The organism is Methylobacter psychrophilus, from assembly GCF_025583945.1.
Classification (GTDB): Bacteria; Pseudomonadota; Gammaproteobacteria; order Methylococcales; family Methylomonadaceae; genus Methylobacter_C; species Methylobacter_C psychrophilus.
In genome coordinates, this window is record NZ_JAOEGU010000017.1 from 25,384 (window position 1) to 51,666 (window position 26,283).

Annotated in this window: 22 protein-coding genes; 16 read left to right on the plus strand and 6 right to left on the minus strand. The window is 43.0% G+C overall.

Annotated features, from left to right (window positions below):
- The first annotated feature begins 57 nt into the window (after positions 1-57).
- From N7974_RS10090 to rluB, 3 genes are all read left to right on the plus strand, one after another.
- Positions 58-888: a segregation and condensation protein A gene (locus N7974_RS10090; protein ID WP_262965491.1), complete on the plus strand. Its 831-nt coding sequence runs from the start codon at positions 58-60 to the stop codon at positions 886-888.
- Positions 854-1,741 carry an SMC-Scp complex subunit ScpB gene (gene scpB / locus N7974_RS10095; protein ID WP_262965492.1) on the plus strand — a complete coding sequence of 296 codons (888 nt, stop codon included), beginning with the start codon at positions 854-856 and terminating at the stop codon, positions 1,739-1,741. Before N7974_RS10090 ends, scpB begins: the two co-directional genes overlap by 35 nt.
- A 73-nt stretch (positions 1,742-1,814) precedes the next feature.
- Positions 1,815-2,681: a 23S rRNA pseudouridine(2605) synthase RluB gene (gene rluB, locus N7974_RS10100; RefSeq protein WP_262965536.1), complete on the plus strand. Its 867-nt coding sequence runs from the start codon at positions 1,815-1,817 to the stop codon at positions 2,679-2,681.
- A gap of 79 nt (positions 2,682-2,760) precedes the next feature.
- Here the strand turns inward: rluB and N7974_RS10105 are convergent, their stop codons facing one another.
- Both N7974_RS10105 and N7974_RS10110 read right to left on the minus strand, forming a co-directional pair.
- Positions 2,761-4,134: a sensor histidine kinase gene (locus N7974_RS10105; RefSeq protein WP_262965493.1), complete on the minus strand. Its 1,374-nt coding sequence runs from the start codon at positions 4,132-4,134 to the stop codon at positions 2,761-2,763.
- Positions 4,127-4,801, minus strand: a complete 675-nt coding sequence (locus N7974_RS10110; protein ID WP_262965494.1) for a response regulator — start codon at positions 4,799-4,801, stop codon at positions 4,127-4,129. Before N7974_RS10110 ends, N7974_RS10105 begins: the two co-directional genes overlap by 8 nt.
- 245 nt (positions 4,802-5,046) lie before the next feature.
- On the opposite strand from N7974_RS10110, the gene N7974_RS10115 reads away from it, so the two are divergent.
- The 6 genes from N7974_RS10115 (at position 5,047) to N7974_RS10140 (ending at position 15,292) form a co-directional block, all read left to right on the plus strand.
- Entirely contained in the window at positions 5,047-6,648 is a 1,602-nt protein-coding gene (locus tag N7974_RS10115; protein WP_262965495.1) for a SulP family inorganic anion transporter, read from the plus strand.
- A 332-nt stretch (positions 6,649-6,980) separates the two neighbouring features.
- Positions 6,981-8,255, plus strand: a complete 1,275-nt coding sequence (locus tag N7974_RS10120; RefSeq protein WP_262965496.1) for a TolC family protein — start codon at positions 6,981-6,983, stop codon at positions 8,253-8,255.
- 2 nt (positions 8,256-8,257) lie between these two features.
- Positions 8,258-9,367, plus strand: a complete 1,110-nt coding sequence (locus N7974_RS10125) for an efflux RND transporter periplasmic adaptor subunit (protein ID WP_262965497.1) — start codon at positions 8,258-8,260, stop codon at positions 9,365-9,367.
- A gap of 3 nt (positions 9,368-9,370) precedes the next feature.
- Positions 9,371-12,472, plus strand: coding sequence for an efflux RND transporter permease subunit (locus tag N7974_RS10130; RefSeq protein WP_262965498.1), 3,102 nt, complete (start codon positions 9,371-9,373; stop codon positions 12,470-12,472).
- 111 nt (positions 12,473-12,583) lie between these two features.
- Positions 12,584-14,800 carry a bifunctional SulP family inorganic anion transporter/carbonic anhydrase gene (locus N7974_RS10135; protein ID WP_262965499.1) on the plus strand — a complete coding sequence of 739 codons (2,217 nt, stop codon included), beginning with the start codon at positions 12,584-12,586 and terminating at the stop codon, positions 14,798-14,800.
- 78 nt (positions 14,801-14,878) lie between these two features.
- Entirely contained in the window at positions 14,879-15,292 is a 414-nt protein-coding gene (locus N7974_RS10140; RefSeq protein ID WP_262965500.1) for a hypothetical protein, read from the plus strand.
- A gap of 230 nt (positions 15,293-15,522) precedes the next feature.
- Here the strand turns inward: N7974_RS10140 and N7974_RS10145 are convergent, their stop codons facing one another.
- Positions 15,523-16,062, minus strand: coding sequence for a hypothetical protein (locus N7974_RS10145; RefSeq protein WP_262965501.1), 540 nt, complete (start codon positions 16,060-16,062; stop codon positions 15,523-15,525).
- 156 nt (positions 16,063-16,218) lie between these two features.
- Here N7974_RS10145 and N7974_RS10150 point away from each other — a divergent pair, with 156 nt between their 5' ends.
- Positions 16,219-16,704 (plus strand): hypothetical protein, encoded by a 486-nt coding sequence (locus tag N7974_RS10150; protein WP_262965502.1) that lies wholly within the window; start codon positions 16,219-16,221, stop codon positions 16,702-16,704.
- A gap of 158 nt (positions 16,705-16,862) precedes the next feature.
- Here the strand turns inward: N7974_RS10150 and speD are convergent, their stop codons facing one another.
- From speD to N7974_RS10165, 3 genes are all read right to left on the minus strand, one after another.
- Positions 16,863-17,669 (minus strand): adenosylmethionine decarboxylase, encoded by an 807-nt coding sequence (gene speD / locus N7974_RS10155; protein ID WP_262965503.1) that lies wholly within the window; start codon positions 17,667-17,669, stop codon positions 16,863-16,865.
- Positions 17,670-17,674: 5 nt separating this feature from the next.
- On the minus strand, positions 17,675-18,094 hold the full coding sequence (locus tag N7974_RS10160) for an OsmC family protein (RefSeq protein ID WP_262965504.1): 420 nt from the start codon (positions 18,092-18,094) through the stop codon (positions 17,675-17,677).
- Between the two features lie 344 nt (positions 18,095-18,438).
- Positions 18,439-19,326 (minus strand): LysR family transcriptional regulator, encoded by an 888-nt coding sequence (locus tag N7974_RS10165; protein ID WP_262965505.1) that lies wholly within the window; start codon positions 19,324-19,326, stop codon positions 18,439-18,441.
- 47 nt (positions 19,327-19,373) lie between these two features.
- Between N7974_RS10165 and N7974_RS10170 the strand changes: the two genes are divergently transcribed.
- The 6 genes from N7974_RS10170 to N7974_RS10195 all read left to right on the plus strand — a co-directional run bounded on the left by N7974_RS10170 (position 19,374) and on the right by N7974_RS10195 (position 26,280).
- Positions 19,374-20,423, plus strand: a complete 1,050-nt coding sequence (locus N7974_RS10170; protein ID WP_262965506.1) for a hypothetical protein — start codon at positions 19,374-19,376, stop codon at positions 20,421-20,423.
- Positions 20,420-22,015: a DHA2 family efflux MFS transporter permease subunit gene (locus N7974_RS10175; protein WP_262965507.1), complete on the plus strand. Its 1,596-nt coding sequence runs from the start codon at positions 20,420-20,422 to the stop codon at positions 22,013-22,015. Before N7974_RS10170 ends, N7974_RS10175 begins: the two co-directional genes overlap by 4 nt.
- Positions 22,012-23,529: an efflux transporter outer membrane subunit gene (locus N7974_RS10180; protein WP_262965508.1), complete on the plus strand. Its 1,518-nt coding sequence runs from the start codon at positions 22,012-22,014 to the stop codon at positions 23,527-23,529. Before N7974_RS10175 ends, N7974_RS10180 begins: the two co-directional genes overlap by 4 nt.
- A 36-nt stretch (positions 23,530-23,565) precedes the next feature.
- A complete protein-coding gene (locus N7974_RS10185) occupies positions 23,566-24,792 on the plus strand; it encodes an HlyD family secretion protein (protein WP_262965509.1) in 1,227 nt (408 codons plus the stop codon).
- 291 nt (positions 24,793-25,083) lie between these two features.
- Positions 25,084-25,455, plus strand: coding sequence for a DUF805 domain-containing protein (locus tag N7974_RS10190; protein WP_262965510.1), 372 nt, complete (start codon positions 25,084-25,086; stop codon positions 25,453-25,455).
- 219 nt (positions 25,456-25,674) lie between these two features.
- Entirely contained in the window at positions 25,675-26,280 is a 606-nt protein-coding gene (locus tag N7974_RS10195; RefSeq protein WP_262965511.1) for a LemA family protein, read from the plus strand.
- Positions 26,281-26,283: the final 3 nt, after the last annotated feature.

Genomic DNA, 26,283 nt, shown 5'->3' on the forward strand with positions numbered 1-26,283 from the left:
CCTGTTTTGGAAGTTAATGTGGTCGGATTAGCGTAACCCGTCACACGCAACTACAAAATGACCAATAATATAACTGCTCCCGTTATGGATCAGGCACCAGCGTTTGCAATAGTTAACGGTGCGCCTTTTAATAAATTACCGGATGATCTCTATATTCCGCCGGATGCACTGGAAGTGTTTCTGGACTTGTTTGAAGGGCCGCTGGATTTATTACTGTATTTAATCAGAAGGCAAAATCTGGATATTGTTAATATTCCTGTCGCCCAGATCACCCAACAATACATCACTTATATTCAACTGATGAGTGAATTAAACCTGGAGCTGGCTGCAGAATATTTGGTTATGGCGGCGCTGCTGGCAGAAATAAAGTCGAGAATGCTGTTGCCCAGACAGTCTGAGCAAGATGATGACGAAGACGATCCCCGGGCTACATTAATTCGCAGATTACAGGAGTATGAATGTATTAAGGCCGCCGCTGAAGAGATGGATTTTTTACCCAGAGTTGAGCGTGATATATTTGCCGTAGATATTGATATTTCGCCATTAGATATTAAGCAGCAATTACCGGATATTCAGTTAAAAGACATGTTACTGGCATTTCAGGATGTTCTTAAACGAGTAGACCAACTTAGCCATCATCAAATTACCAAAGAAGCATTATCTGTCCGTGAACGAATGGCAACCATTTTGGCAAACCTTAAAGGACAAGATAGTCTCCTTTTCTCGCAATTATTTATCCGAAAAGAAGGTCGACCCGGCGTTGTTGTCTCGTTTCTGGCCATCCTCGAACTTGGCAAAGAAGGACTTATCGAAATCATTCAGTCAGAACCCTTTACCGAAATACGGGTTAGAAGTGCCGGTTACAAAGCCATCGAAGCGGGAAACTAAAGTATCGGTAAAGCCTGCTGTTGTTGGCTTTGCTGTGACCGATCATGATTTCCCCATCAACGATGCCCAAAAGGGCTTTGTCGAAGAACGGCTCGCTGTGCCAATCAGGTTGCGTCCCTTTGGCAAGTTTAGAAAACGACATAAACCGTTAAAACCAATAATATTGAACACACCTTCATCTGTGATTGAACAACCTGACATTAACGTAAAAACCAAGCGTATAGTCGAAGCAATTCTGTTTGTTGCCAAGCGTCCGATGACGGCTACACAAGTATTACACGTTTTTCCTGAACTGGAACAACCGGAACTGCAGGAGATACAAGCGGCAATAGCGGCTATTACGGAAGAATACAAGTCCAGGCCCATTGAATTAAAACAGGTAGCTAGTGGCTATCGATTTCAAATTAAACAGGATTTATCCCGCTGGGTATCGCGTTTATTTGAAGAAAAACCACCAAAATATTCACGTGCATTACTGGAAACCTTGGCAATTATTGCCTACCGGCAACCGGTGACTCGAGCTGATATTGAAGATATACGCGGTGTCAGTGTCAGTTCAAGTATTATTCAGACTTTACTTGAACGTGAGTGGGTCAGAGTAGTAGCATATAAAGAAACGCCGGGTCGACCCGGCTTATATGGCACGACCAAACAATTTCTGGATTATTTTAATATTACGTCATTAAATGAACTACCAACTTTGCAGGATATACAACATCTTGATGAGTCGATAGATAATACGCAACAACCTATGCAGGTAACGAGTGAAAAGCAAGAAACCAACCAACGATTCATCGAAGCAGCCGGGCAACTCGCCGAAGACAATAAAAAGGTCACCCAAACAACAGCGTAAAAACAAGGAAAGAAATGCGCCGAAAGAAACGGGTTACAAACCGGCCGGTAGTTCAGCAAAACAGCCGGATGAAATCAAGGTAGCAAAAAAAGCTAATAAAAACCAGCCCGATGCAGGCGAGCGCATTCAAAAAGTGCTGGCACGCGGCGGCGTCGGTTCACGTCGGGAAATTGAACGCTGGATAGCTGAAGGCCGGTTAAAGTTAAACGGCGAGATTGTTAAGCTGGGTGACCGATTAAAAGAGCGTGATTATTTGCAGCTCAATGAACGGGTGGTTCATTGGGAAAAATTTGCGGTACAACCTACGCGGGTGCTGCTTTACCACAAACCCACGGGTGAAGTGGTGACACGTCGCGATCCTGAAGGTCGTCCGGTGGTATTTACCCAGTTGCCCACACTGACTACCGCTCGCTGGATTTCAGTAGGCCGGCTGGACATTAACACCTCGGGATTATTATTGGTTACCAATAATGGTGAGCTGGCCAATCAATTAATGCACCCCTCCACGGAAGTTGAGCGTGAATATGCGGTCCGTATTTTAGGTGATGTATCAGAGGCAACGCTGGAAAAACTCAAGCAAGGTGTAGAGCTTGAGGATGGTAAAGCCAAATTTGATGCCATTCGATTTTTTGGTGGTGAAGGTGCCAATAAATGGTATCACGTTATCGTCAGTGAAGGCCGTAACCGACTGGTCAGGCGCTTATGGGAGTCGCAGGAAGTTGTTGTTAGTCGCTTAATGCGTGTTCGCTATGGACCAGTGGTTTTACCGGAACGTTTAAAAGCCTGTACATTTTATGAATTGACGGAAAAAGAACTGGATTTGTTATTTGAATTTGCCGGGCTGGAAAGAAATGAGCCGGAAGTAATAAAAGGCAAGCCGGAACCCAAAGGCCATAATCCCAGAAGAGAACCCAGAATCCACAGTCCTGGAAGACGGTAGTCTATGTGTCGGGTTACGGCTAGCGCCTAACCCGACCTACCGGGATTATTATGATTTTGTACTTTGACTGTCAGTGATTTTAAGATTTTTCAAAGAGTAAATTAGTGCGGGTTCCACCGTCTATACTTGATTTACTCAGTTCAAAACGTGCTTTATGCAGATCAGCAATTTCTTTGACAATAGCCAATCCCAAGCCGCAACCATTACCCGGGCTTCCGGGGACACGGTAAAAGCGCTCAAAAACCCTGTTTATTTCAATGTCGGATATGCCGGGGCCATCATCTTCTACTGTCAGACACGGAACCGGATAGCGGCAAATTTTGACGGTAATGTTACCGTTATCATAGCCATAAAAAATAGCGTTATCCAAAAGATTAGTCAATAATTCCCCCAGCAGTATTTCATCGCCCTGAACATAAATCACATCTTCCGTACTTTCAAAGCTCAATTCCATGTTCCGCTGTAAGGCCTTAGGCACCCAATCTATGCAGGTTTTTTTAGCCAGTTTGCAAAGATCTACCGGCAGCAACTCGTAGCCACCATTTATGGGCTCTGATCTGGCAAGAACCAATAATTGTGTCGTTAAATGGGACATGCGATCAGCGCTGTTTTGGATTTGTTTGAGTGCCGGCTGCATTGCCGATAAATCCTGTTCACGCAATGCACGTTCAGCCTGTAATTTCAAACCTGCCAGCGGCGTACGTAGTTGATGTGCGGCATTGGCAATAAAACGCTGCTGGGTAGCAATAGCCAACGTGTGTGCGGCCAATAAATCATTAATGGTATCTGTCAGTGTGCGCACTTCAATAAAAACATGTGTTTCCGGTATGGGGCTGAGGTCGCGAGATGACCGCTGACTGATTTGATTAGCCAATAACCGTAGCGGCTCCAAACCTTTTTTTAAACCCCTCAACAGATAAATACCGGTTAACAAGATTAATATTATTTGCGGAATCAGATCGGATAATAATATATCAATCATCATTGTCTGGCGCTTATTCATGGTTTCTGCGACATGGACAAAAACCTTTTCTGACGTTTTATCCAGAGGAATTAACATAGATACTACTCTGACCGATGCCCCGTTCATCTCGTCGTTAAAATAAACAGGATGCGTCCAATCTGTTTTTAGATCTTCGGGTTCGGGAACCAGATTATCGCCCGCCAGTATTTTCTGCTCTGATGAGGTGATTTTAAAATAGGTTTTATCTTGCTCGTTCCAGTTAAAAATTTCCAAAGCAGCGGTTGGCAACTCGATAACCACCTTGCCTTCCCGTACTTTAATTTCCTGCGTTAAGGATTTGGCAGAATCGAGTAGCCATCGATCATACGCTTCATCGACATAATTGAGAGTCACGAAATAAGACAGGGTGGCATCAACTATCACGAAAAAAATAAGCGGAATAACCAACCTGAACAGCATTTCTGTTTTGAGACTTCTGTTTTTATTCATCCGCTGATTTCTCCAATAGATAGCCTAAACCGCGTACCGTGCGAATCACTCCACCATAAGGTTCTATGCGTTTACGGAGGCGGTAAATATAAATTTCAATGGCATTATCGGTTAATGCATCACCATCGACCGATAAGCGTTGGGCAATACTATCTTTGGTAACAACTTTTCCGGCTTGCAGCAATAAAATCTCCAATACACCATATTCCCTTGCTGATAATAAAATCGGCTGTCTCTCTACCAGTACTTGGTGGTTATGCGTGTCCAGTACCAACCGGCCAATAACAATATCATTACTAAAGCCGCCATAACAGCGCCGAATCAGGGCATTAATCCGCACTTCCAATTCCCTAAGCTCAAAAGGTTTGGTCATGTAATCGTCAGCACCTTGCTCTATGCCGGTGATCCTGTCATTGAAACCATCACGCGCTGTTAAAATGATAATAGGCAAGGGCACCTTTAATCGTCTGAAACGGCGCAGTAATTCCAGTCCGTCAACATCAGGCAAGCCTAAGTCAAGCACGATTAAATCAAATCCCTGTGCTTGTAATAAATGTTCAGCATAAGTCCCCGTCGTTGCACAGGTAACGACATAACCGCTATTGGCCAAGGTGTGAATTAAGCCATCGGCTAAAACAGCATCGTCTTCTATTAATAAAATGTTCATAAATCCGGTGCAACTGTCGTGAAAGGTTGGTGAAAGGAAGAGGGGCTAGAATAACGTCTAAACAATAAGCTGATAGTCAAATAAAGCACCATACAGTTTAAAAGCCGGGTTTTTAAAGCATAAGGCTGGTATTGATTAATACGTTTCCTTTGGATAAATTGGGAGCTATAAATAGATTAATTATTAATTTCGATTCGATACTGTTTATAATAATAGCAACACATAACTTCACCGGATTATTAAGTATGATACACAAACACAAGCAGTATTATTTTCGTCATTTAAAGGATGATATTCCTGCCGGAATTGTCGTGTTTTTAGTGGCTTTACCTTTATGTTTAGGGGTGGCGCTGGCATCAGGTGCTCCTTTGTTTTCGGGATTAATTAGTGGCTTGGTCGGTGGTCTGATTGTTGCCTGGTTTAGTGGCTCACAACTTGCTGTTTCCGGACCTGCGGCCGGTTTAACCATTATTGTTTTTAATGCCATTGAAACCTTGGGCGGCTTTCAGGGAGTATTGGTTGCTTGTGTTTTAGCCGGTATCATGCAGCTCTGTTTAGGCTACCTGAGGGCCGGTATTATTGGTGCTTTTTTCCCTTCCGCAGTTATAGAAGGCATGTTGGCAGCCATTGGCTTAATTTTGATTATCAAGCAAATTCCTCATGCAACCGGCTATCATACCAGTTATGAAGGCGATGAGAGCTATATGAGGGAAACTGCCGAATCCAGTTTTATGGAGTTATTTGATGCGTTTAATGGAATATCTCCAGGTTCGGTTATTATTAGTGTTGTCGCGATATTATTGCTGATGTTATGGGGTACAGCATGGTTTAAAAAACAAAAACTATTAAAATTGATTCCTGGAGCATTAATCGCTGTCATTTGGGGTGTTGGTTATAATTTACTTGCCTTAAAGTTTTTTCCTCAGTGGGCAGTTAGGGGTGATCACTTGGTTAACTTACCGGTTTCAGAAAAAGCGATCGATTTTTTTAATAATTTTGTACTGCCAAGTGCCAGTTATCTGGATCATCTGAGTAATCCAAAGGTTTATATCGTTGCAGTAACTATTGCGATTATCGCCAGTTTGGAAAGTTTGTTAAGCCTTGAAGCGACCGATAAACTGGATCCTTTGAAGCGTATTGGCCCCACCAACAGAGAGCTTAAAGCGCAAGGCGTCGGTAATATTATTAGTGGCTTGCTTGGCGGTTTACCAATAACAGCGGTTATCGTTCGTAGCGCAGCCAGTATTAATGCGGGTGGTCAAACTCGTATAGCCAGCTTTACTCATGGTGTCTTTTTGTTGCTTAGCGTTATGTTTTTGGCACACTACTTAAACTACATTCCCTTGGCTTGTTTGGCGGCTATCTTGTTGCATACCGGGTATAAGCTGGCAAATCCGGTTTTATTTAAGGCGTTTTACCGAAAAGGTATGAGCCAATTTCTGCCTTTTGTCATTACTGTTATTGCCATTCTTACCACTGATTTATTAAAAGGTATGGCCATCGGTATGGTTATTGGTTTGTTTTTTGTCATTAAAGCCAATTATCATGCTGCCATTACCTTGACTCAAGATGGTACGCATTATTTGTTGGCGCTAAACAAGGATGTCTCCTTCCTGAATAAAGCGCTATTAAGAAAATTTATTTTGAGCATTCCCGAGAAAAGCACAGTAACTATTGACGCAAGCGATGCCAAATTTATTGATCATGATATTTTGGAAACGATTGAAGATTTCCTGGAAACTGCGCCGGATGATGATATTACTGTTGAAGTTATTGAGTTACATGGCAAAGAGAAAATTAAAAAACACCAAGCCATTGTCATATTAAACGACCGTGCTGAAGTGTAAATAATGGCCAAAAACAAACTTTTACCAAAGCTTTCATGACCGTAAAAAACCATTTTTGCGGTCATGAAAAAAGGCTACTGTATTTTATGTCTGACCGTTCATTATTAAAACGTCAGAATCATAATGCTCGCATACCCTGAATTGCATGATCTTTTTGGTATAAAAACTGCTTACTACTTTATAGAAAAGAAAGTCCATAAGCTTACTGATGGTCCGGAATAGCTGATTTTTTGGCTAATCAGTAAACTTGTGGTCAGGTTCCTTTTTTACTTAAGGCCGGCTTAACTTGATAGTAATACACTGTCATCATCTTTAACCTAAAATATAAAATCATGCGAAGACCCAGAAAATTATTTTATCCTCCCCTTTCCATCTTACAATATCTTGGTCTTATCTTTACCCTGAGCGCTTTTTGGCACGGTAGCCTGTCTGCAGAAACCCTGACTTTGCCGCAAGTACTTGGCTTGCTTGAAGAACATAATCCATCCATTGCCAATGCCAATGCACGTCAAGACTTGGCACAGGCAGCATTAGTAACCTCCAGAGCTTATCCAAATCCAGAACTGGAAGTCGGTGGAGGCACGTCTACAGGTATTGGCCAGGGGGCGCTTAGTGGCTCCAATCAACAGATTTTTATTTCCCAACCACTGGATTTTCCCTTTGTAAGAGAGGCTCGGCGTATGGTTGCTGAAGCCGGTATTACCTCGGCAGATGAGGCCAATCGACATGTCTGGCTAACCGTACGTAGTCAGGTGCGCTTGGCATTTTATGAAATTTTACGTCGTCAGGAAGTACTGCAAATCAGTAAAGACAACGAATTATTGCTGACGCAAATACGCGATAAAATTAAACTTAAAGTGGAAGTGGGCGAATCACCCCGTTATGAACAGGTTAAATCTGAAGCAGAATCACTCAATGCCTTGAAGTTGAGGGAAAGTGCTGAAACACAGGTAGATGATGCCAAATCAGCATTACGTATGATGTTCGGTTCAGGTTTACCGCTCCAATATGAAACATCTGGTGCTTTACCTGCACCATTAGTGACCTTGCCGACGCTGGCAAGTTTGCGTGAAGAAGTGCTGGACAGACAACCTATCCTTCAACAGGTCCGTGCAGAAGTCAAAAAAGCCGAGGCCAACGTCAAATTTCAAGAAAATCTTCGTTATCCGCAACCAACCCTAAAAGCCGGTGCGGAACAAGATCCAGGTCTTAAGCAGTGGCGGGTTAATCTTGTTATACCTTTACCTTTGTGGAATCAGCGTCAGGGACCTATTGGCGAAGCCGCTGCACAACTAAGGCAATCAGAAGCCTTGGCTAATCAACAGGAGTTTACCGTCATACGGGAGCTGGAAAATGCTTATAACCGCTATCGAATAGCCAATCGCCAAGTGGAAACCTTTGATGCCGGTTTATTAAAAGAAGCTGAAACGGTGCTAAAAGTCGCTGAAGCTGCTTACCGCTTCGGTGAGCGTGGCATACTTGATTACCTTGATGCCCAACGCACTTATCGCAGTGTTCGTACTGATTATCTCAACGCCCAATTTGACCGCCAGGCAGCACGAATTGATCTGGACCGTTTACGCGCTACCGACCTGGAGAACTTGTAACCATGACTTTATTTACCCCATTATTATTTATCCTGCTGCTGATTTCATCAACAAGTAACGCTGACGATTCGTTGCCGGTGGTAAAAGCTTCCCCAACTTTGATGAAGCAAATTAAAATCATGGCTATTGGTGAAGGTCAAGTACATGATTCATTGCGCTTGCCGGCACGAGTGGATCTGGATCAACAACGTGTTGCCCGAATGGGTGCAACAGTAACCGGCCGAATTACCCAGATCCAGGTTGAACTTGGTCAGAATGTCGCTAAAGGTGAGCATCTTGCAACGATTAATAGCACTGAACTTGGCTTGGTACAGTCCACTTACCTAAAAACCAGCGCCCAGGTGAATCTACGCAGACTCGCTGTCAATAGAGCCAAACGGTTACTGGCCAGTGATGTCATTGCGGCAGCCGAACTCCAGGAAAGAGAAGGTGTTTTGAATGAAGCTGATGTCGATTTACGCACGGCTACCGATCAGTTGCGTGTGTTTGGTATGTCTGACAGGGATTTGGCACAATTGGCTAAAGATAAGAAAATTCATTCATTCTTACCCATTACTGCCAGTATTCAGGGCACCATTGTTGAGCGCAAGGTGACGGTCGGTCAAGTTGTCCAGCCTGCCGATGCGTTGTTTACCGTAGCTGATCTGTCGCATGTATGGGTCGTTGCCGAACTACCTGAGCAACAGGCGAGTTGGGCGCATAAAGGTGATGAAGCACTGGTTACTATTGCCGCCCTGCCGGGACAAGAATTAAGTGGTCGCCTGATTTATGTCGCAGATATGGTTGATCCAAAATCCCGCACCGTGACAGTGCGAATGGCATTGCCCAATCCGGAACGTAATTTTAAGCCGCAAATGCTGGCAACGTTATTGATTCGCAAACAGGGTGTACCCGCATTGGTTGTGCCTGATTCAGCGGTACTTCGTATTAATGATAGCGAGCACGTTTTCGTCCAGACAGCCCCTGAAGTATTTGAGCTAAGACTCGTAAAGTTGGGCGTTCTTGATGGTAACGTCCGTCATGTTATTAGTGGCTTAACACAGGGTGATAAGGTTGTTGTAGAAGGCGGCTTTCATCTTAATAGTGAACGCCAACGCAAGGAATTGGAGTAAATTATGATTGAGGCTTTAATACGCGGCAGTTTAAATAACCGTATTCTGGTACTGGTTCTGGCGGTAGCGCTAACCTTGTTTGGCGTTCGTTCGCTGCAATCATTATCCGTCGATGCCTTTCCTGATGTGACTAATGTACAGGTGCAAGTTGCTACCGAAGCATCAGGAAGTTCACCTGAAGAGGTTGAACGTTTTATTACCGTGCCGGTAGAAATAGCGATGGCAGGTCTTCCAGGCCTTACGGAGATGCGCTCATTAAATAAAAATGGTCTTTCATTGATTACGCTGGTATTTACTGACGCGACCGATGTTTATTTTGCCAGACAATTAGTCATGGAGCGTTTGATCGAAGTCAGTCACAGCATGCCGGAAGGTATCAATCCGACATTAGGACCGGTTTCCACGGGACTTGGCGAAGTCTATCAATACACATTGGATAAAGCCGATGACGGCCAGCGTGCGTTAACACCGGAAGAGCTGATGAAACGGCGTGAAGCTCAGGACTGGATAGTACGTCCCTTATTGCGAGGTATACCCGGCGTTGCGGAAATTAATTCTCAGGGTGGTTATATTAAGCAATATCAGGTGTTGGTTAATCCTGACCGTATGCATCATTACCATATTACCTTGGAAGAAGTTTTTAATGCACTAGCGCGTAACAATGCCAATAGTGGTGGTGGCGTTTTACCGCATTATGCCGAGCAATATATGATTCGGGGAGTCGGTTTGATTCGTGATACCGGCGACATCGGCAACATCGTTCTTAAAGAGGAGCAAAGTGTCCCCATTCATATTCATGATGTCGCTAAAGTAAAAATAGGCAGTAAAGTGCGTGTTGGTGCCGTTGTAAAAAATGGTTACACCGAATCGGTTGGTGGTATTGTCATGATGTTGCGTGGCGGCAATGCCAAAGAGGTTGTTAGTCGCATTAAGGAACGCGTCCAGCAAATTAATGACCAGCACATGCTGCCGGATGGTCTGAAAATCATTCCTTATTATGATCGTAGTGTACTGGTTGATGCTTCCCTGCATACCGTCACCAAAGTGCTGCTTGAAGGTATTGCGCTGGTGGTCGTTACTTTACTGTTATTTCTCGGTGATATCCGCTCCAGTGTCATTGTTGTCAGTACCTTGGTCGTTACGCCTTTGGCTACTTTTATCGTAATGAACCAATTGGGGATTTCTGCCAACCTGATGTCGCTGGGTGGCTTGGCGATTGCTATCGGTCTGATTGTTGACGGCTCCGTCGTTGTTGTCGAAAATGCTTTCAGTTTACTCACCGAGCGCAAAGGTAGTACCAAAAGTCGGGTAAAAGTAGTAATGGAGGCGGCTGAGGAAGTTGCTACGCCGGTGTTGTTTGGTGTTGGCATTATCGTTTTGGTATTTTTACCGCTAATGACGCTGGAGGGTATGGAGGGCAAGATGTTTGCGCCATTGGCCTACACGATAGCGATTGCCTTGCTGATTTCACTGGTTCTGTCGCTGACCTTAACACCGGTTTTATGCTCTTTTCTGTTACAGGGGCAAGAGGGAACTGAGCACGACACGCGTATTATAGCCTTCATGAAGAAGCCCTATCTAAAGCTGCTGGATCTATCCCTGCAAAAAAGCAAGACGGTTGTTTTTGTGGCGACCAGTTTGTTTGTTGGTGCCTTGGCACTGCTGCCGCTGTTGGGTAGTGCTTTTATTCCGGAAATGAAAGAAGGCTCTATTGTGCCGGCAATTACCCGTATGCCAAATATTTCTTTGGAAGAATCCATCAAAATGGAAATGGACGCCATGCGCATGGTTATGGATATTCCTGGTGTGAGTCTTGTTGTTAGTAATGTTGGTCGGGGCGAAAGTCCTGCCGATCCCCAAAGTCAAAATGACTCTACCCCTATCGTCAGTTTGAAGCCTCGTGATGAATGGCCTGAGGGATGGACTCAGGATAATATTGCTGATGCGATGCGTGACAAGTTAAGTACTGATTTACCCGGCGTACAAATTGTGATGGCACAACCGATTTCTGATCGTGTTGATGAAATGCTCACCGGAGTTCGCTCGGATTTGGCTATTAAAGTATTCGGGGATGATCTGGAAAAATTGAAAGCTACTGCAAATGAGATCGCCCGAGTTGCCGGTGGTATTCAAGGTGCTGAGGACATTCGTGTAGAACGACTTACCGGTCAACAGTATTTATCCATTACTGTTAATCGGGAAGCGACTGCCAGACATGGTATTAATGCCTCTGATATTAATGATGTTATTGAAACCGCTATTGGTGACAAAACAGCGACAGAAATCTATGAAGGCGAACGCCGTTTTACTGCGTCAGTACGTTTTCCGGAAAGTTTTCGTAACAGCATCGAAGACATTGATGCTGTTTTGCTGACCTCTGCAAATGGTGCCCGTATACCGTTAGGTGATTTGGCCGATATTCGCTTGAGCGACGGGCCTGCCCAGATTAGCAGGGAAATGGGCAAGCGCCGCATCGTGGTCGGTATTAACGTCAGAAACAGGGATTTGGGAAGCTTTGTCGCTGAGCTACAAAAAACCATATCCAGTGAGGTTAAGTTGCCGGAGGCCTATTATTTGGAATGGGGTGGACAATTCCAAAATATGGAGCGTGCATTGGGACATCTTAAAATTATTATCCCTATTACGATAGGTGCGATTTTCTTTGTGTTGTTCATGTTGTTCAATTCGCTACGCTTTGCCACGCTGATTATTTTGGTGTTGCCGTTTGCATCAATAGGTGGCGTGGTATCTTTATTTGTTACCGGTGAATATCTGTCAGTACCGGCCTCCGTAGGTTTTATTGCACTGTGGGGTATCGCGGTATTAAACGGGGTGGTGCTGGTGTCCTATATCCGTAATTTACGAGATAACGGACTATCCCAGATAGAAGCCATTCGCCAAGGCTGCGCGCAACGATTTCGCCCTGTTATGATGACAGCTACCGTGGCGCTACTGGGACTGGTGCCTTTCTTGTTTGCTACCGGGCCAGGCTCCGAAGTTCAGCGCCCGCTGGCTATTGTGGTAATTGGTGGGCTGATTACATCAACGTTATTAACGTTAATTATGTTGCCGACGCTTTACCGATGGTTTGAAGAAAAACGTTAGTTCGTTTTTTTGACTCAAAATATATAACGTCTTATCACTACGATATAAAAGTCGACGGTGATAGGACTATTTTTTTAGACAACAAAATACTTTTGAGTGGATATTACAACCATGACAAGCAATCCTTTATCAAAACTTCAGCGATATGATTTTGGCATATTGGCTAATTTAAAATATGATCTCCCCGCCAGTATTGCGGTATTTCTGATATCCATTCCACTATCGTTAGGCGTCGCACTGGCCTCGGGTGCACCGCTATTCTCGGGATTGATTACCGGCATTATCGGCGGCATCATTGTCGCGCCGTTAAGTGGATCATCGTTAGGTATCAGCGGTAGTTCTGCGGGACTTTCTGTTATTGTATTAAGTGCTATTCAGGATCTTGGCTTTAATGCTTTTTTACTGGTAGTGGTTATGGCCGGTGTTTTCCAGGTCATGATGGGGCTGGCTAAAGCCGGCGTTATTGCTTATTACTTCCCATCTTCGGTCATTAATGGCATGTTGTCGGGGATAGGTATCATTATTTTTCTCAAGCAAATCCCTCATGCTATAGGCTATGACAAGGATTACGAGGGCGATTTTAGTTTTTTTCAGGCAGATAATTATTCTTCATTCTCAGAGTTGTCGCATATGCTGGAGTTTATTTCGCCTGCTTCAGTTTTGATTGCTGTCATATCACTGTTGTTCCTGATTTTGTGGGATCAGCCGTTCATGAAAAAACACCGTTTTTTCCAACTGTTTAACAGTGTTTTAATGGCCGTTATTGCTGGCGTACTAACCAATTATATCCTGCAAAATTTTTATTCTGATTTCGCTCTTGGTGACGGTCATCTGGTTATGATTCCGGTGTTTCAAAGTGCAAATGATGTGTTGAGTCAGTTGTATTTTCCTGATTTTTCTCAGCTGAATAATCCTAAAATTTATCTGGCTGCATTAACGTTGGCACTGGTCGCTAGTTTAGAATCGCTACTCTCGGTAGAAGCGGTTGATAAATTGGATCCCTATAAAAGGGTAACACCTTCCAACCGGGAGTTGATCGCGCAAGGTATTGGTAATATCAGTTCAGGTTTGATTGGTGGCTTGCCTCTGACGCAAGTCATTGTCCGTAGCTCTGTTAATATCCAGTCAGGTGCAAGAACCAAAGCATCAGCTTTTATCCGGGGCCTGTTATTATTGTTTGCGGTTATTTTTATTCCCATCCTGTTAAATAAAATCCCGTTGGCAAGTCTGGCTGCCATTTTGTTGGTGGTGGGTTATAAACTGGCGAGGCCGGATGTTTTTAAAGCCATGTACAATGCCGGGATGTATCATTTTATCCCGTTCTGTGCGACTATTTTTGGCCTGGTTTTTACTGATATGCTTTTGGGTATTATTATTGGCCTGAGTGCCGCTATATTTTCAATTTTATTGGAAAATTATAAAAGCGCTTTTTATTTTAATGAAGTACATGTTGGTAACAAAACCATTATTCGGTTATCCGAGCATGTTTCTTTTTTAAATAAAGCCAATATCCAGAAAACATTTGAACAGTTACCCAAGAATGCTGAAGTTGTTATTGATGCAACCCGCTCCAAATATATCGATTACGATGTTTATGAAATCATTCAAAACTTTAAAATCGAAGCTGAATATAAAAATATTAAACTGACTATTGAGAATCTTCGTGGCTATGGTGTATTGGAACCGGTTGAGAATGCACGAGCACAAACCTATAATACACAACAATCATTAACACCTTCTGCAGTGCTGGCGCTATTAAAAGAAGGCAATGAACACTTTGTTAATAATTTAAAAGCTAATCGCAATTTACTGGAACAGGTTAATGATACCCGGCAAGGACAATTTCCTATTGCCATTATCCTGAGTTGCATGGATTCACGTACTTCTGTGGAGCTGATTTTCGACCAAGGTCTGGGTGATGTATTTAGTACCCGGGTAGCCGGTAATATCATCAATGATGATATTCTGGGTAGTATGGAATATGCCTGTAAAATTGCCGGATCAAAACTTATTGTGGTGTTGGGACATTCTCATTGCGGGGCTATTAAAGGTGCCTGTGCAGATGTTAAGTTGGATCATCTGACCGGATTGTTGTCCAAAATCAAGGCGGCGGTTAATGCTGTCAGAATTGATGAATCGGTAAGAATCAGCGCCGATGATCCTGTTCTGGTTCAAAAAGTAGCGGATAAAAATGTGCAGTTAACCGTTGAGCAAATCAGAAGTAAAAGTACTTTGTTAGACGATATGGTTAAAAATGGTGAAATTGGTATAGTCGGCGCGATGTACGACATTGAAACCGGGAAAGTGAAATTTTATGCGGATGTTTAGCGGCAAGATACACGATGTGCAGGTATTGCTGCTATTAAAAAGTAAATTTTATTGACTCTATTATTTTAGGAAGAGCCTATGATGCCGTTAAATAATCGAAAAATACTGATCCATTTTCTTGTGATCATTATTGTTGTGACGATGTATGATGTGATGTTGCATTCATTACTTACCATCGTGCATCTTGCCTTTGAATGGTTTGAGCTTGCTCTTGAGCATCTTATTGAGCATCTTTTTCATACCGACCGCAAACAGGGCCAAATTATCGTCTTTTACCTGTTGTGCTTTATGGCACTGGGCGGTTGCTATCTATTATGGCGTGTGCTGCCGGTATTTTATCATTGGCTTAAAAACCGGCTCCTTGCTATTGGCAGGGAGTATCAATTATACCTTGCCAGTTATTGGGAGCAGTTGTCTTCAGCCCAAAAAATAAAATGTGTTACCTCTTTTACGATGAGCGTATCTTTCCTTGCTTTAGTTGTATTTAGCTAACGGATATTTGTAAAGTGTAAGGTAAAGTTGACCTATAATTATTCAGGAAAATTTTGTCTCTCGCTATTGTTCTTGACTTAAGGGTATCGACTGCAGTGAGGCTTGCTATGCGCCCCTTGGGTATTTAGGCGCACATGTTAAGCCTTGGTGACTGTCCGAGAATAGAAAGTCTACATTGCCAGCCTTGATATGAATCACATACCTGATTTTTGATCGAAACAAGAAAAGCGTTACTGTGTTATTGGTTCGTCATACAGGTTGTTAAATAACTTGACCACAACAAATATCATGGCTTGGGTAAATTCAATGAATGGCACCCGACTAACACTGGCAGAAGCAAATTCATCAATAGATTCATTTAAGAATTTTACCAACCCAACCTGAACCGGATTTTCGTTATCCTTAATAAAGTAGCCTTGTAGAATGCTTTTTTTCGTATTGTCTACAGATGCATTTTGCCTTAATAATTGAAACTCTGTTTCCAATAGAACGGCTTGCCTTTCCATCCAGGTAGGGTCGTCTATAGCTTTTGGTACGTCGCCCAGCGCATTTTGATATACACAAATGACCTCGAAACATAAATCCATAAACAGGTGCGCCATATCCTGATTCTTATCAGCAAGAATGGAAGGAAAAATGCCAAAAATTGTTTGAAAAAGTATCGGTTGATCAGTCTCAAATTGAGACATAATTAGTTTGCCGTTTTCTTCGTCTATGCTTTTGGCGTATTGCAGGGCTTGATATAGCTGCTGTTCAGTTAAGTCTTGCATTGTGATCTCTATTTATAGTGTATAAAAACATATCATACCAATTTATAGGAATTATATTTAAACGTTGTTAACAATCGGTTATTTTGACAGAAAACCAGGACTAAGCCACGGGGTTTGGTATCATGACCACTTATTATCAACCTATCAGGAAAAAAAATGCCGGGTAAAGTTAAACCTGAACAATTAAAAGCTGATCTTGTTATCCCTTGGATCATTCTGGGCGTTATGCTGGTTATGCTGGCAGCTTTGCTTATTGTCTGCCTGATATTAGGCGAACAAATACAACAACCACTCCCGGAAGCTCAGCGAGTGCTGATAAGAACGATATTTTATGTAGTGGCCATCATAACCTTTCCACTGACCAACTTGATTCGCTACATTCAACTACGGTTAAATCAAACCATGCCGTTTTCGCACGGAACCGTTAACGAGGCAAAAAGACGTTATTTAGTGACAATTATTGTGTCTATGTCACTCATTGAGAGCGTTGGAGTTTTTGGTTTGGTCATGTTTATCTTGGGCGATAATGTTAATACGTTGTATATATTTACAGGATTATCTGCATTAGGGCTGTTTTTATACCGACCTAAAGTGGAGGAATATGCCAGGATTGTTGAAGGCTTGATGACAGAAAAGATATGAATAGTAAGGGTATGGTCGGGTTTTATGCCGTTTGTAGTGAAGTAATATTAACCGATCGGTAGTTAATTCATTCGCTGGTGTTAATTACAAGTCAATCAACTACTTAAATACAATGGAGATGTAATAAATTACATCTCCACTTTAAAAATTTAAGACGCTTAATCAGCAACTTTTATTTTTTTACGCCGATAGTTGTGACCATAAAAAATTTCAGTAACTTCTCTGCGTAATTTTTCTTCTATTTCTTCTTTTTGAGTGCCAGTCAGATTACTTTCTTTCTCAAATAAATAATTTTCCAGCTCGGTTTCCTTGAGCATCATTTTGGTATGAAAAATATTTTCCTGATACACATTTACGTCTATCATTTGATAGCTTTCCTGAGTATCTTTGGCAATATAGTTTTGAATAGAGGTAATGTTATGATCAATATAATGCTTTTTACCGGATATATCACGGGTAAATCCACGCACTTTATAGTCCATAGTGACAACATCGGATTCAAAGCTGTGCAGTAAATAATTGAGCGCTTTTAATGGTGAAATACGACCACAAGTTGATACATCAATATCAGCACGAAAAGTACTTATACCATTATCAGGATGGCTTTCAGGATAAGTATGTACGGTAATATGGCTTTTATCCAGATGCGCCAAGATGGTGTCAGGTAACGGGCCTGGCGATTGGCTATTCATGCTGGGTGGCGGTGGAGCATCGCCCTCTGAAATCAGCATGGTAACGCTGGCGCCTTGAGGCTCATAGTCCTGATGGGCGATGTTAAGAATTTGCGCGCCAATAATTTCCGCAACATCTTTAAGAATTTGCGTTAATTTCTTGGCGTTATACGCTTCGTCAATATATTCAATATAGGCCTGCTGTTGTTCAGCTGGAGCGTAACAAATATCATATATATTAAAACTAAGGGACTTTGTTAAATTGTTAAAGCCGTGTAATTGCAACTTATTCAAAACTGTTAAACCTCTATAACTTCAAAATCATGGGTAATTTCTACCCCCGCTTTACCTAGCATAATGGAAGCAGAGCAATATTTCTCTGCCGACAATTTAACTGCCCGTTCAACAGCCGATACTTTCAAATCACGACCACTGACGACAAAATGCAGGTGAATTTTGCTAAACACACTTGGCACAGTATCTACCCGTTCTGCAGAAATTTCTGCCACGCAATTGACAATGTTATTTCTGCCTTTTTGTAAAATCTGCACGACATCAAAAGATGAGCAACCACCCAAACCCACTAGAATCATTTCCATGGGTCGCATTCCCATATTGCGTCCACCATGATCAGGTGCACCATCCATAACAACCGCATGACCACTGCCAGTTTCGCCGACGAACATTACACCATCAATCCATTTGACTGTTGCTTGCATTTTTTTCCCCAACTAAAATGACACATAGAGTAGCATATAAATACGCTTGCACGGAGTTTTCAATATTAATTTTTTGTTACAGTTTTTTAATGTTGGTCGATCCTTAGTTAAATGCTTTGTCATTAACCAATAATCCAAATATGGATAAAACACTTTGGTATTTCACCAAGAAGCATTTTATATAAGCAGTTAACCAAGAACCTATTTTTTGATATTGGCTTGCAGGTAACGGATCGGAGTTAAAGCTTAATAGTGCCTTGATCGATATTTTGATAGTCATGCTGATACCCGTTTTATCTAAATTAATGAGTCAAGATAGTTAGTGCTTAACCTCTATCAATTCATTACTTTTTTTGCTCAACAACCGCTAATGAACGCAAGCTTTCCAACACCTCATGTAACACCGCTGAATCACTTTTACCAGAAAAAACCATATAAGCCGGCAATCTAAATTGTGGGCTACCGGATACATGAAACAATTTATTAGCCTGAATTAAGGGTTCAGCAATGCGCATAGGTAAAAAACATGAGCCGCCATTGCTAAGTATTAACTGCACCCCAAGCCAGCCGATATTTACCAACTGGGGAGGGCGTTCCAGATCAGGATAGCTACTACTGTGCAAGGCATAAAATGCCGGTCCCCAGTCCACATAGATATAATCATCATTTGGCCAGGGTTTATCCGGATCGGTGGTCAGCAGTACCAGTGTTTCATCGAATAAATGCTCAATCTGAAGGCCGGGGCTATGTTGTGGTGTATACATCATGCCTACATCGATTCTGCCTTCGATGAGCCCGCGCATTAAATCGTCTTCAAAGCCAATTTCGCTACAAATGGAAATATCCGGCGCCTGCCTGCGCATTGTACCAAGCCAGCGGGGCAATAATTCTTCCCAGAAAGCAATCCGTGCACCTATGGTAATACTGGCATTAAAGCGACTGGGTAAGCCAATATCGTATTGTGCCTGTTCTAATGTTAATAATATAGATTTTGCATGACCTAAAAAACGACGCCCAGGTAATGTTAGCGTAGCGCCTGAGCGATTGCGTACAAACAGGCTAACGCCAAGATACGCTTCCAGTCTTTGTATGCGTGTACTCACTGTTGATTGGGTAACATGTAGCCTGGTCGCCGCTTCCAGAAAGCTACCATTAGCGACTACCCCCAAAAAAGTTTTGATCTGATCTATGTCCATTAATTTAGTATCGGATATATCGATACTAATGTCCAATAAATATCGTTTGCCTTATATAAGGACGAGCTTTTATAGTAGACAGCATGAATATTAATAAATCATTTGTCGTCGTTTTTTTTGCGTTAATTGGCAATAAAGACAATAAAACCATGCATAAATCATTACCTGTCAAAAACAGGGATCACAAGTCTGTGATTAGTATTTATCGACAGTCAATTTTTTATGCTTCGCATTCTTTAACAGAGATGAAAAATTATGGCACATGGTTGTTACTGGTTTTTTTATTAAGCGGTTGTGTTACTGAACCGGTCAAGCCGTCAAGTGACACGATGGCTCAAATACATACTATTCTGGTGGTGCCGGTGGAGTCACCACCACTGGAAGTTATTCCTGATCTGATTCAATCCCGATTTCCCGTATATAGACAGTATCAGTATCAAGCGCTACCTCATTCTGTTTTTTTGGAAAAACATATTTACAAAAGTTCCGGAGGGGTGCTTATCGCAGGCTTGGTAAGCAAGGATGATAGTGTCTCGGTAGCAGACCTTAATCAAAGTCCTGACTCAACGGAAAAGACTGCCAGCCTGAAGTCCTTGGTGTCGCTGTCAGGAAACTGGACGCCAACTTTCATGTTGGCGCAGGAAGCCGTTTCCCAATTAAATGGCGATAGAGTCAAAGCAATATTAAGCACGCATTATTATCGTTTGCCAATGGCTGGTGGCGATAGCAAAGCTGATATTGGTAATTGGCATAAGACCATCAGGCAATGGTACAACCAAAACCTGTCACCTGTCGATTATCGACAACTTAACCTGGAACACATTGATGCCGTATTGGAAGTGGGTATCGAAACCTATAGAATTTTTGCTGTGCAAACGTCATTACAGGTATTGATTAAGCTAATCGACCCCAATACCGGACAAGTTATCGGAAAAATTAGTACTAAAACTTTTTCTGCCGAGGATTCACCACAAACTTTACTTAACCATGATGCTGAAAAGTTCAAGCAGTTGGTGACAGAAATGGGTAAGCACTTAATTACTCGTGGAGCTAATCAGCTTGGATTACCATTGAAAGCGACTGACCCGTCCATCACGCTTTCGCCATTAGCCATTGATACAGTAACCCCATGACTATCGCTTATGCCGAACGGCTCAGTGGATGGCGTTTTATTTTGTTTAATATCATGCTCAGTTTAGGGCATATTATTGTGTTGTTTAATGTCGGTGCATATATTGCTGTATTGCCACATGTTACCGGTGATCTGGGTGGCGTATCACCCAGTTTTGGTACCTGGGGACAGACCTATTTCATTATTGCCCTGGTACTGGCTTTTCCTGTAGCACGCTGGCTCTCAGGTCTATTGGGTGATTATCGTTTATTTATCACAGCATTTATTATTTATGCAGTTGCTTCTTATCTATGTGCCATCAGCCAAAGTTTGTGGCTGTTTATTCCGGGACGTATCCTACTTGGATTTTCAGGTGGAATTACACTCTTTATTGGACAATCGCTGTTATTGAAAGAATATCCTGAGCATCTGAAATTATTAAGTTTAGGAATATGGGGACTGGTTACACTGATGCCTTTTACCATCAGTTTTCCTATTGGCGGACTGATCGCTGACGAGTGGGGGTGGCGTTATTTATTTTATTTAAATATCCCGATCGCCTTGGTCATCGCCGTGATTACCGGTTCACTACTGGTCGGGCGAGGCTTTAGGTATAACCACACGCGTTTTGATTACGTTGGTTTTATTTTGTTGGCTTTGGTTCTTGGTAGTCTGCAAACCTTGCTGAATCTAGGTAATGATTTTGACTGGTTGGATTCATTGTTTCTGGTCAGTATATTGATTTTGTTCACAGTGGCATTACCCTGTTTTATTATTTGGGAGTTCAATGAACATCACCCGGCGCTTAACATACGCCTTTTTGCACATCGTAATTTTACAATAGGTGTAATCTGCATTGCCGCCGGATTTTTTTCAATCCAGGGCTTACTTTCGGTATTTATTGTTCAGCTGCAAGTATTACTGGGCTATTCCTCGTTTCTTGCCGGTATGGCTTACCTGCCCATGATATTACTTGCTGTACCGGTGACGTTGGTAATGCATAAGCTACCCAAAGTACTTGATGCTCGTCCGCTCGTCTGTGTCAATCTTCTTGGTTTCGCGTTCACTTTTTATTGGTTGGGTCTGTTCGATGATCCGGGTTCATTCGAGCAAATTTTTTGGCCCTTGCTATTGCTTGGTTTTTTTTTAGGATCGTTTTTTACACCATTGGTCAAACTGACTCTTCACGGACTGTCTGGCGAACTGCAAATGCGTGCCTCTGAAGAAGCGGGATTCCTGCGGGTAATTGCCGGTGCCTTCGGCATTACTTTACAAGGTGTTGTGCTCTTTCAGCGCACCCCTTTTCATCAATTGCATTTGGCTGATCATTTCGGCGGCCGGCAGTTTGCTGCCATTGATTTACTGCAAGGGTTTGCTTCGGAATTAGAGGCTACCGGTCTTGATAAGAATATGGTAAAAGCCAAGCTCCTGATTCTCATAAAGCAGCATGCCGGCATCCTGGCGTTGAATGATGCTTTTTTATTGGCGAGCTACCTGTTTTTGGGATTGGCCGGATTGGTGTGGTTTGCTTATCCGACCTATCAACCTTTGCATCCTACTTTAGTGGAAGAAGTAAGAAATCTTCGCGCCGAAGAAATAATAGAAGAAGCATGACTCGTCAATTTATGGTAAAGCAATTTCTCCTTACGGGACTTATGCTCTTGCTGTCCGGTTGTGCCTGGATACCGGTAGGAGACAAGCGTGCCGAGTTTATAAAAATGCCCGCCATGAAACATACGTTATCGCAGACCGGTCATGATGAATTACCTGCGACTACCAAGCATTGGCCTGACAAACGTTGGTGGCGGAAATTTGGTAGTACGGAACTTAATAGTCTTATGGTTATTGCGCTTAAAGATAATATTGGTCTCAAGGTAGCTGCGGCGAGATTACGTCAAGCCGAGGCTCTGGTTAAGGTAGAGGGTGCAAGATTACTACCGTTTCTGGACGCACAGGTGGGCGTGGAATCAGGTCGTGTTTCAGGAAATGGTTTTAATGTGGCACTGCGGGGAGAAAATTTTTCCTCCGCTTTTATTAATCCCTTGAACTTGCGCTACCAGCTTGATTTTTGGGGTAAAAATCGTGCCGCAATAGAAGCAGCATTGGGGCAGGCAGCCGCTGAAGCAGCGGAGCTGGCTGAAGTTTTACTGCAATTAACCAGCACAATTGCACGTTCTTATATACAAGGAATGGCGCTACGCGAGCAACTGGAACTGGTACATACCATGGTGACGTTGCAGCACGATTTGCTTGAACTGTATGAAACACGGTTACGATTGGGACTGGATGCCGCCGACCAAGTTAAACAAGGTACCATTGAATTAGAGCAGATAAATAAGTACGAAGCCGGTATCCGTGAGCAGTTAACTATTCAGCGAAATTTACTGGCCCGGCTGATCGGTGACGGACCTGATTCAACACAAAACCTGTTTACCAACACCGTGATTAGCCCTGAGCCGATAAAGCTGCCTGAGAAATTACCGCTGGAATTACTCAGGCATCGCCCGGATCTCGCTGCGACTCTGCATCGAGCCGAGTCTGCAGAAAGAGGTGTTACCGTTGCCAAAGCCAGCTTTTTACCCACTATTGATCTGACTGCGTTTGCCGGCGTCAATGCCTTAAGATTAACTAATGGAGCAAGTTCTCTGGCCAGTATTTTATTTTCAGGCTCCAGTTTCTCCTATGGAATTGCACCGGGCCTGCGACTACCCCTATTCGAAGGTGGACGTCTACGCGGGGAGTTATCAGCACAACGGGCAGAATACGATGGCGCCGTAGAGTTGTACAATGAAACTTTATTACATGCTTTACAGGAGGTAGCCGATAGCTTAACTCGCTGGCGGGAAAGCCATACCATTCTTGAGGCACACGAGCGTTTGCTGTCTACACAACATGAAAATTTAGGTCTTATTGAAGAGCGTTTTCGCAGTGGTCTGGATGATCGTCGAGCGTTGCTGACTGGCCAGCATGCCTTGCTGAACCAGGAATATGCCTTGCAAACTTTGGCAGCTGATCAACGCCTTGCCATGGTGGACTTAATGGAAGCTTTGGGCGGCGGCTACGTTAACGATCTTCAGCCCATCCAACAGAAACCCGAACCCAAACTCATTAGTTGGCTGCCATGGTAGCTTTGATGAAAGTGGGATATTGCCATATAAATACCAATGAAAACTGATCCCCAAATTATTCGTAACCGTCGCAATCGCTACTTATTATTAGTGATGCTGATATTGTTTATAAGTACGTTGGCTTATACCGGTTATTGGTGGTATTACTCACGCTTCCAGGTTGTCAGTCATAATGCCTTTATCTCGGGTAATCTTGTTCCTGTTGAAGCTGATGCAACAGGTATCGTTATCCAGGTTTTGGTTGAAGAAAGTCAGTATGTCAATAAGGGCGATTTACTGGTACGTCTTGATGAGCATCGCGCCCTGACCGGTTTAGGTCAGAGTCGGGGTGAGCTGGGGAAAGTAGTACGGGATATCAGTGCTGTTTTTTCCACACATGAGCAAATGTGTCAAAAAATGCTTGCCCGTTCTGCACGATTTATCCGGGTGCGTCATGATGTTAATCGATTACGTCAGGCGCTGCCAAACGGTTCGGTATCTGATCAGGTTGTGCAAAATGCTGAAGACCAGATGATAGCTCTCGAAGCCGAGATGCGCGAAACCGAGGCAGAACTCAAATCTATTGATGCAAAAGTGGGCGGCACCAGCAGGGTATTACACCCCGATATAGAGGCGGCCAAGTATAAATTTATTGCCGCCTATCTTGAGTATGCAAGACAACAAATTCATGCGCCTGTTTCAGGTTATGTATCCATGCGTAAGGTTCAGGTCGGAAATCGGGTTCAGCCTGGTGATCCGTTAATGACACTGGTTCCTTTGGATCATCTCTGGGTAGAGGCCAACTTGCGGGAGACGGAGATAGCACTGGTACGCCCCGGCCAACAGGCCGAAATTATGGTTGATCTTTATGGCAAGCAGCATCTTTATCACGGAACGGTAGCAGGCTTGATACCAGGTACAGGCAGCGTCTTTGCTCTATTGCCGCCTGATAATGCGGCCGGAAATTTTATTCATATTGTCGAACGTGTTCCTGTGCGTATCGCCTTGCGAAAAGATGAAATACTGAAATATCCTCTGCGTCCGGGGCTCTCCACAATCACTTCTATTGACGTTAAAGAATCAAAACTACCTCTCAATACTTCACTGGCAGCTGTTTCCAGTCAAGAGTATGAGACTGATATCTTTATTGATGAACTTGATAAGGCAGAAGCCAACGCTCAAGAAATTATTATGGCTAATTTGGTACAGAAAAACGCGCCATTACCATCAAATTGTCAATATCCCCAAGCAGAGACAACCAAAAAATCCGGTATTTATCGATAATAATAGTTTTATTTTTATTACCGTGAGCTATAAGGCGGGTATGGGTTTTATGGCTTATGGTAACTGTAGCTATCAAGATAAGTTTGTTATGTTTACGTAAGGCGCACCTAAACTGTCAAGGTAATATCTTTAAGTCGGCAACGATACCGAGAGAAAAGTTTTCCTGAACAACTATATAAATATCCTGTTTTCGATTAATCTATGGAGCTTGCCACTTAGTCGCTGATGATGGTGGTTTCCTTAATATAAGTTGCCATGCCCGTTAACGGGTGACAGGAGCATTACAGTTTTATGAACTGGTATCTTGAAGTTTTAAAAAAATATACGGTTTTTGATGGTCGGGCAAGGCGAAAAGAGTATTGGTTTTTTATACTATTTAACGTGCTTATTAGCATGGCACTGGCAATTATTGACCGGTTTACAGGTAATGTTGATACTGAAACAGGCTTGGGTATTTTAAGCAGTCTTTATCCTCTAGGGGTTTTGCTTCCGACGCTCGCGGTATCTGTTAGACGACTACATGATACTGGCCGAAGTGGCTGGTGGTTATTGATTAATTTTGTGCCAGGTATTGGTGCCATCATCTTCTTTTTCTTTATGGTGCTTGACAGCAACCCGGAAAGAAATGAATATGGACCATCGCCTCAAGATACTGAGATATAACTAAATGTGTAACCCTTATCCTGAAAACGAAAGTTTTTCTACGAAAGATACGCAATAAATTAAGAGACGGTATTATGGCCGTTAACGTTTTTGGTAACGATTAACCGCTTAATAACACGTTTGACCATTTTTGTGCTGCCGCGAAGTGCTTGCTTTGGGGTTTTGTTAAGCACACAATTTTTTCATGTAAATACGTTAACTGATAGCTGAGAGATTGATATGTTTAGAGGGCTGATTATATTATTGCTGATAACGACTTTGTCAGGCTGTGGTTATAACACGCTACAATCTACTGATGAAAATATCACCGCGACATGGGCAGAAGTGTTAAACCAATACCAGCGCCGCGCCGATCTGGTGCCAAATTTGGTCAATGTCGTTAAAGGCTATGCTGCTCATGAAAAAGAGGTGTTAACCCAGGTTACTGAAGCGCGTGCAAAAGTTGGCGCAATACAGGCGACACCGGAGTTAATTAATGATGAAGCGGCCTTCAAGAAGTTTATTGCCGCGCAGGGGCAAATGACCAGCGCAATTTCCAGGCTGCTGGCGGTCTCCGAGAATTATCCCCAACTAAAAGCCGATGGTTTATTCCGGGATTTACAGGCGCAATTGGAAGGTACGGAAAATCGTATTACCGTGGCGCGTAATCGCTACATTGCCGCAGTCAAAGACTATAACATTACCGTAAGGTCGTTTCCCACTAATCTCACAGCAATGCTGTTTGGCCACAAAACCAAGCCAAGTTTTACCGTGGAAAATGAAAAGTCTATTTCAGAACCGCCCAAAGTTGATTTTGATACGCCTGCAATGGCTCCAGGTCAGTAAGGT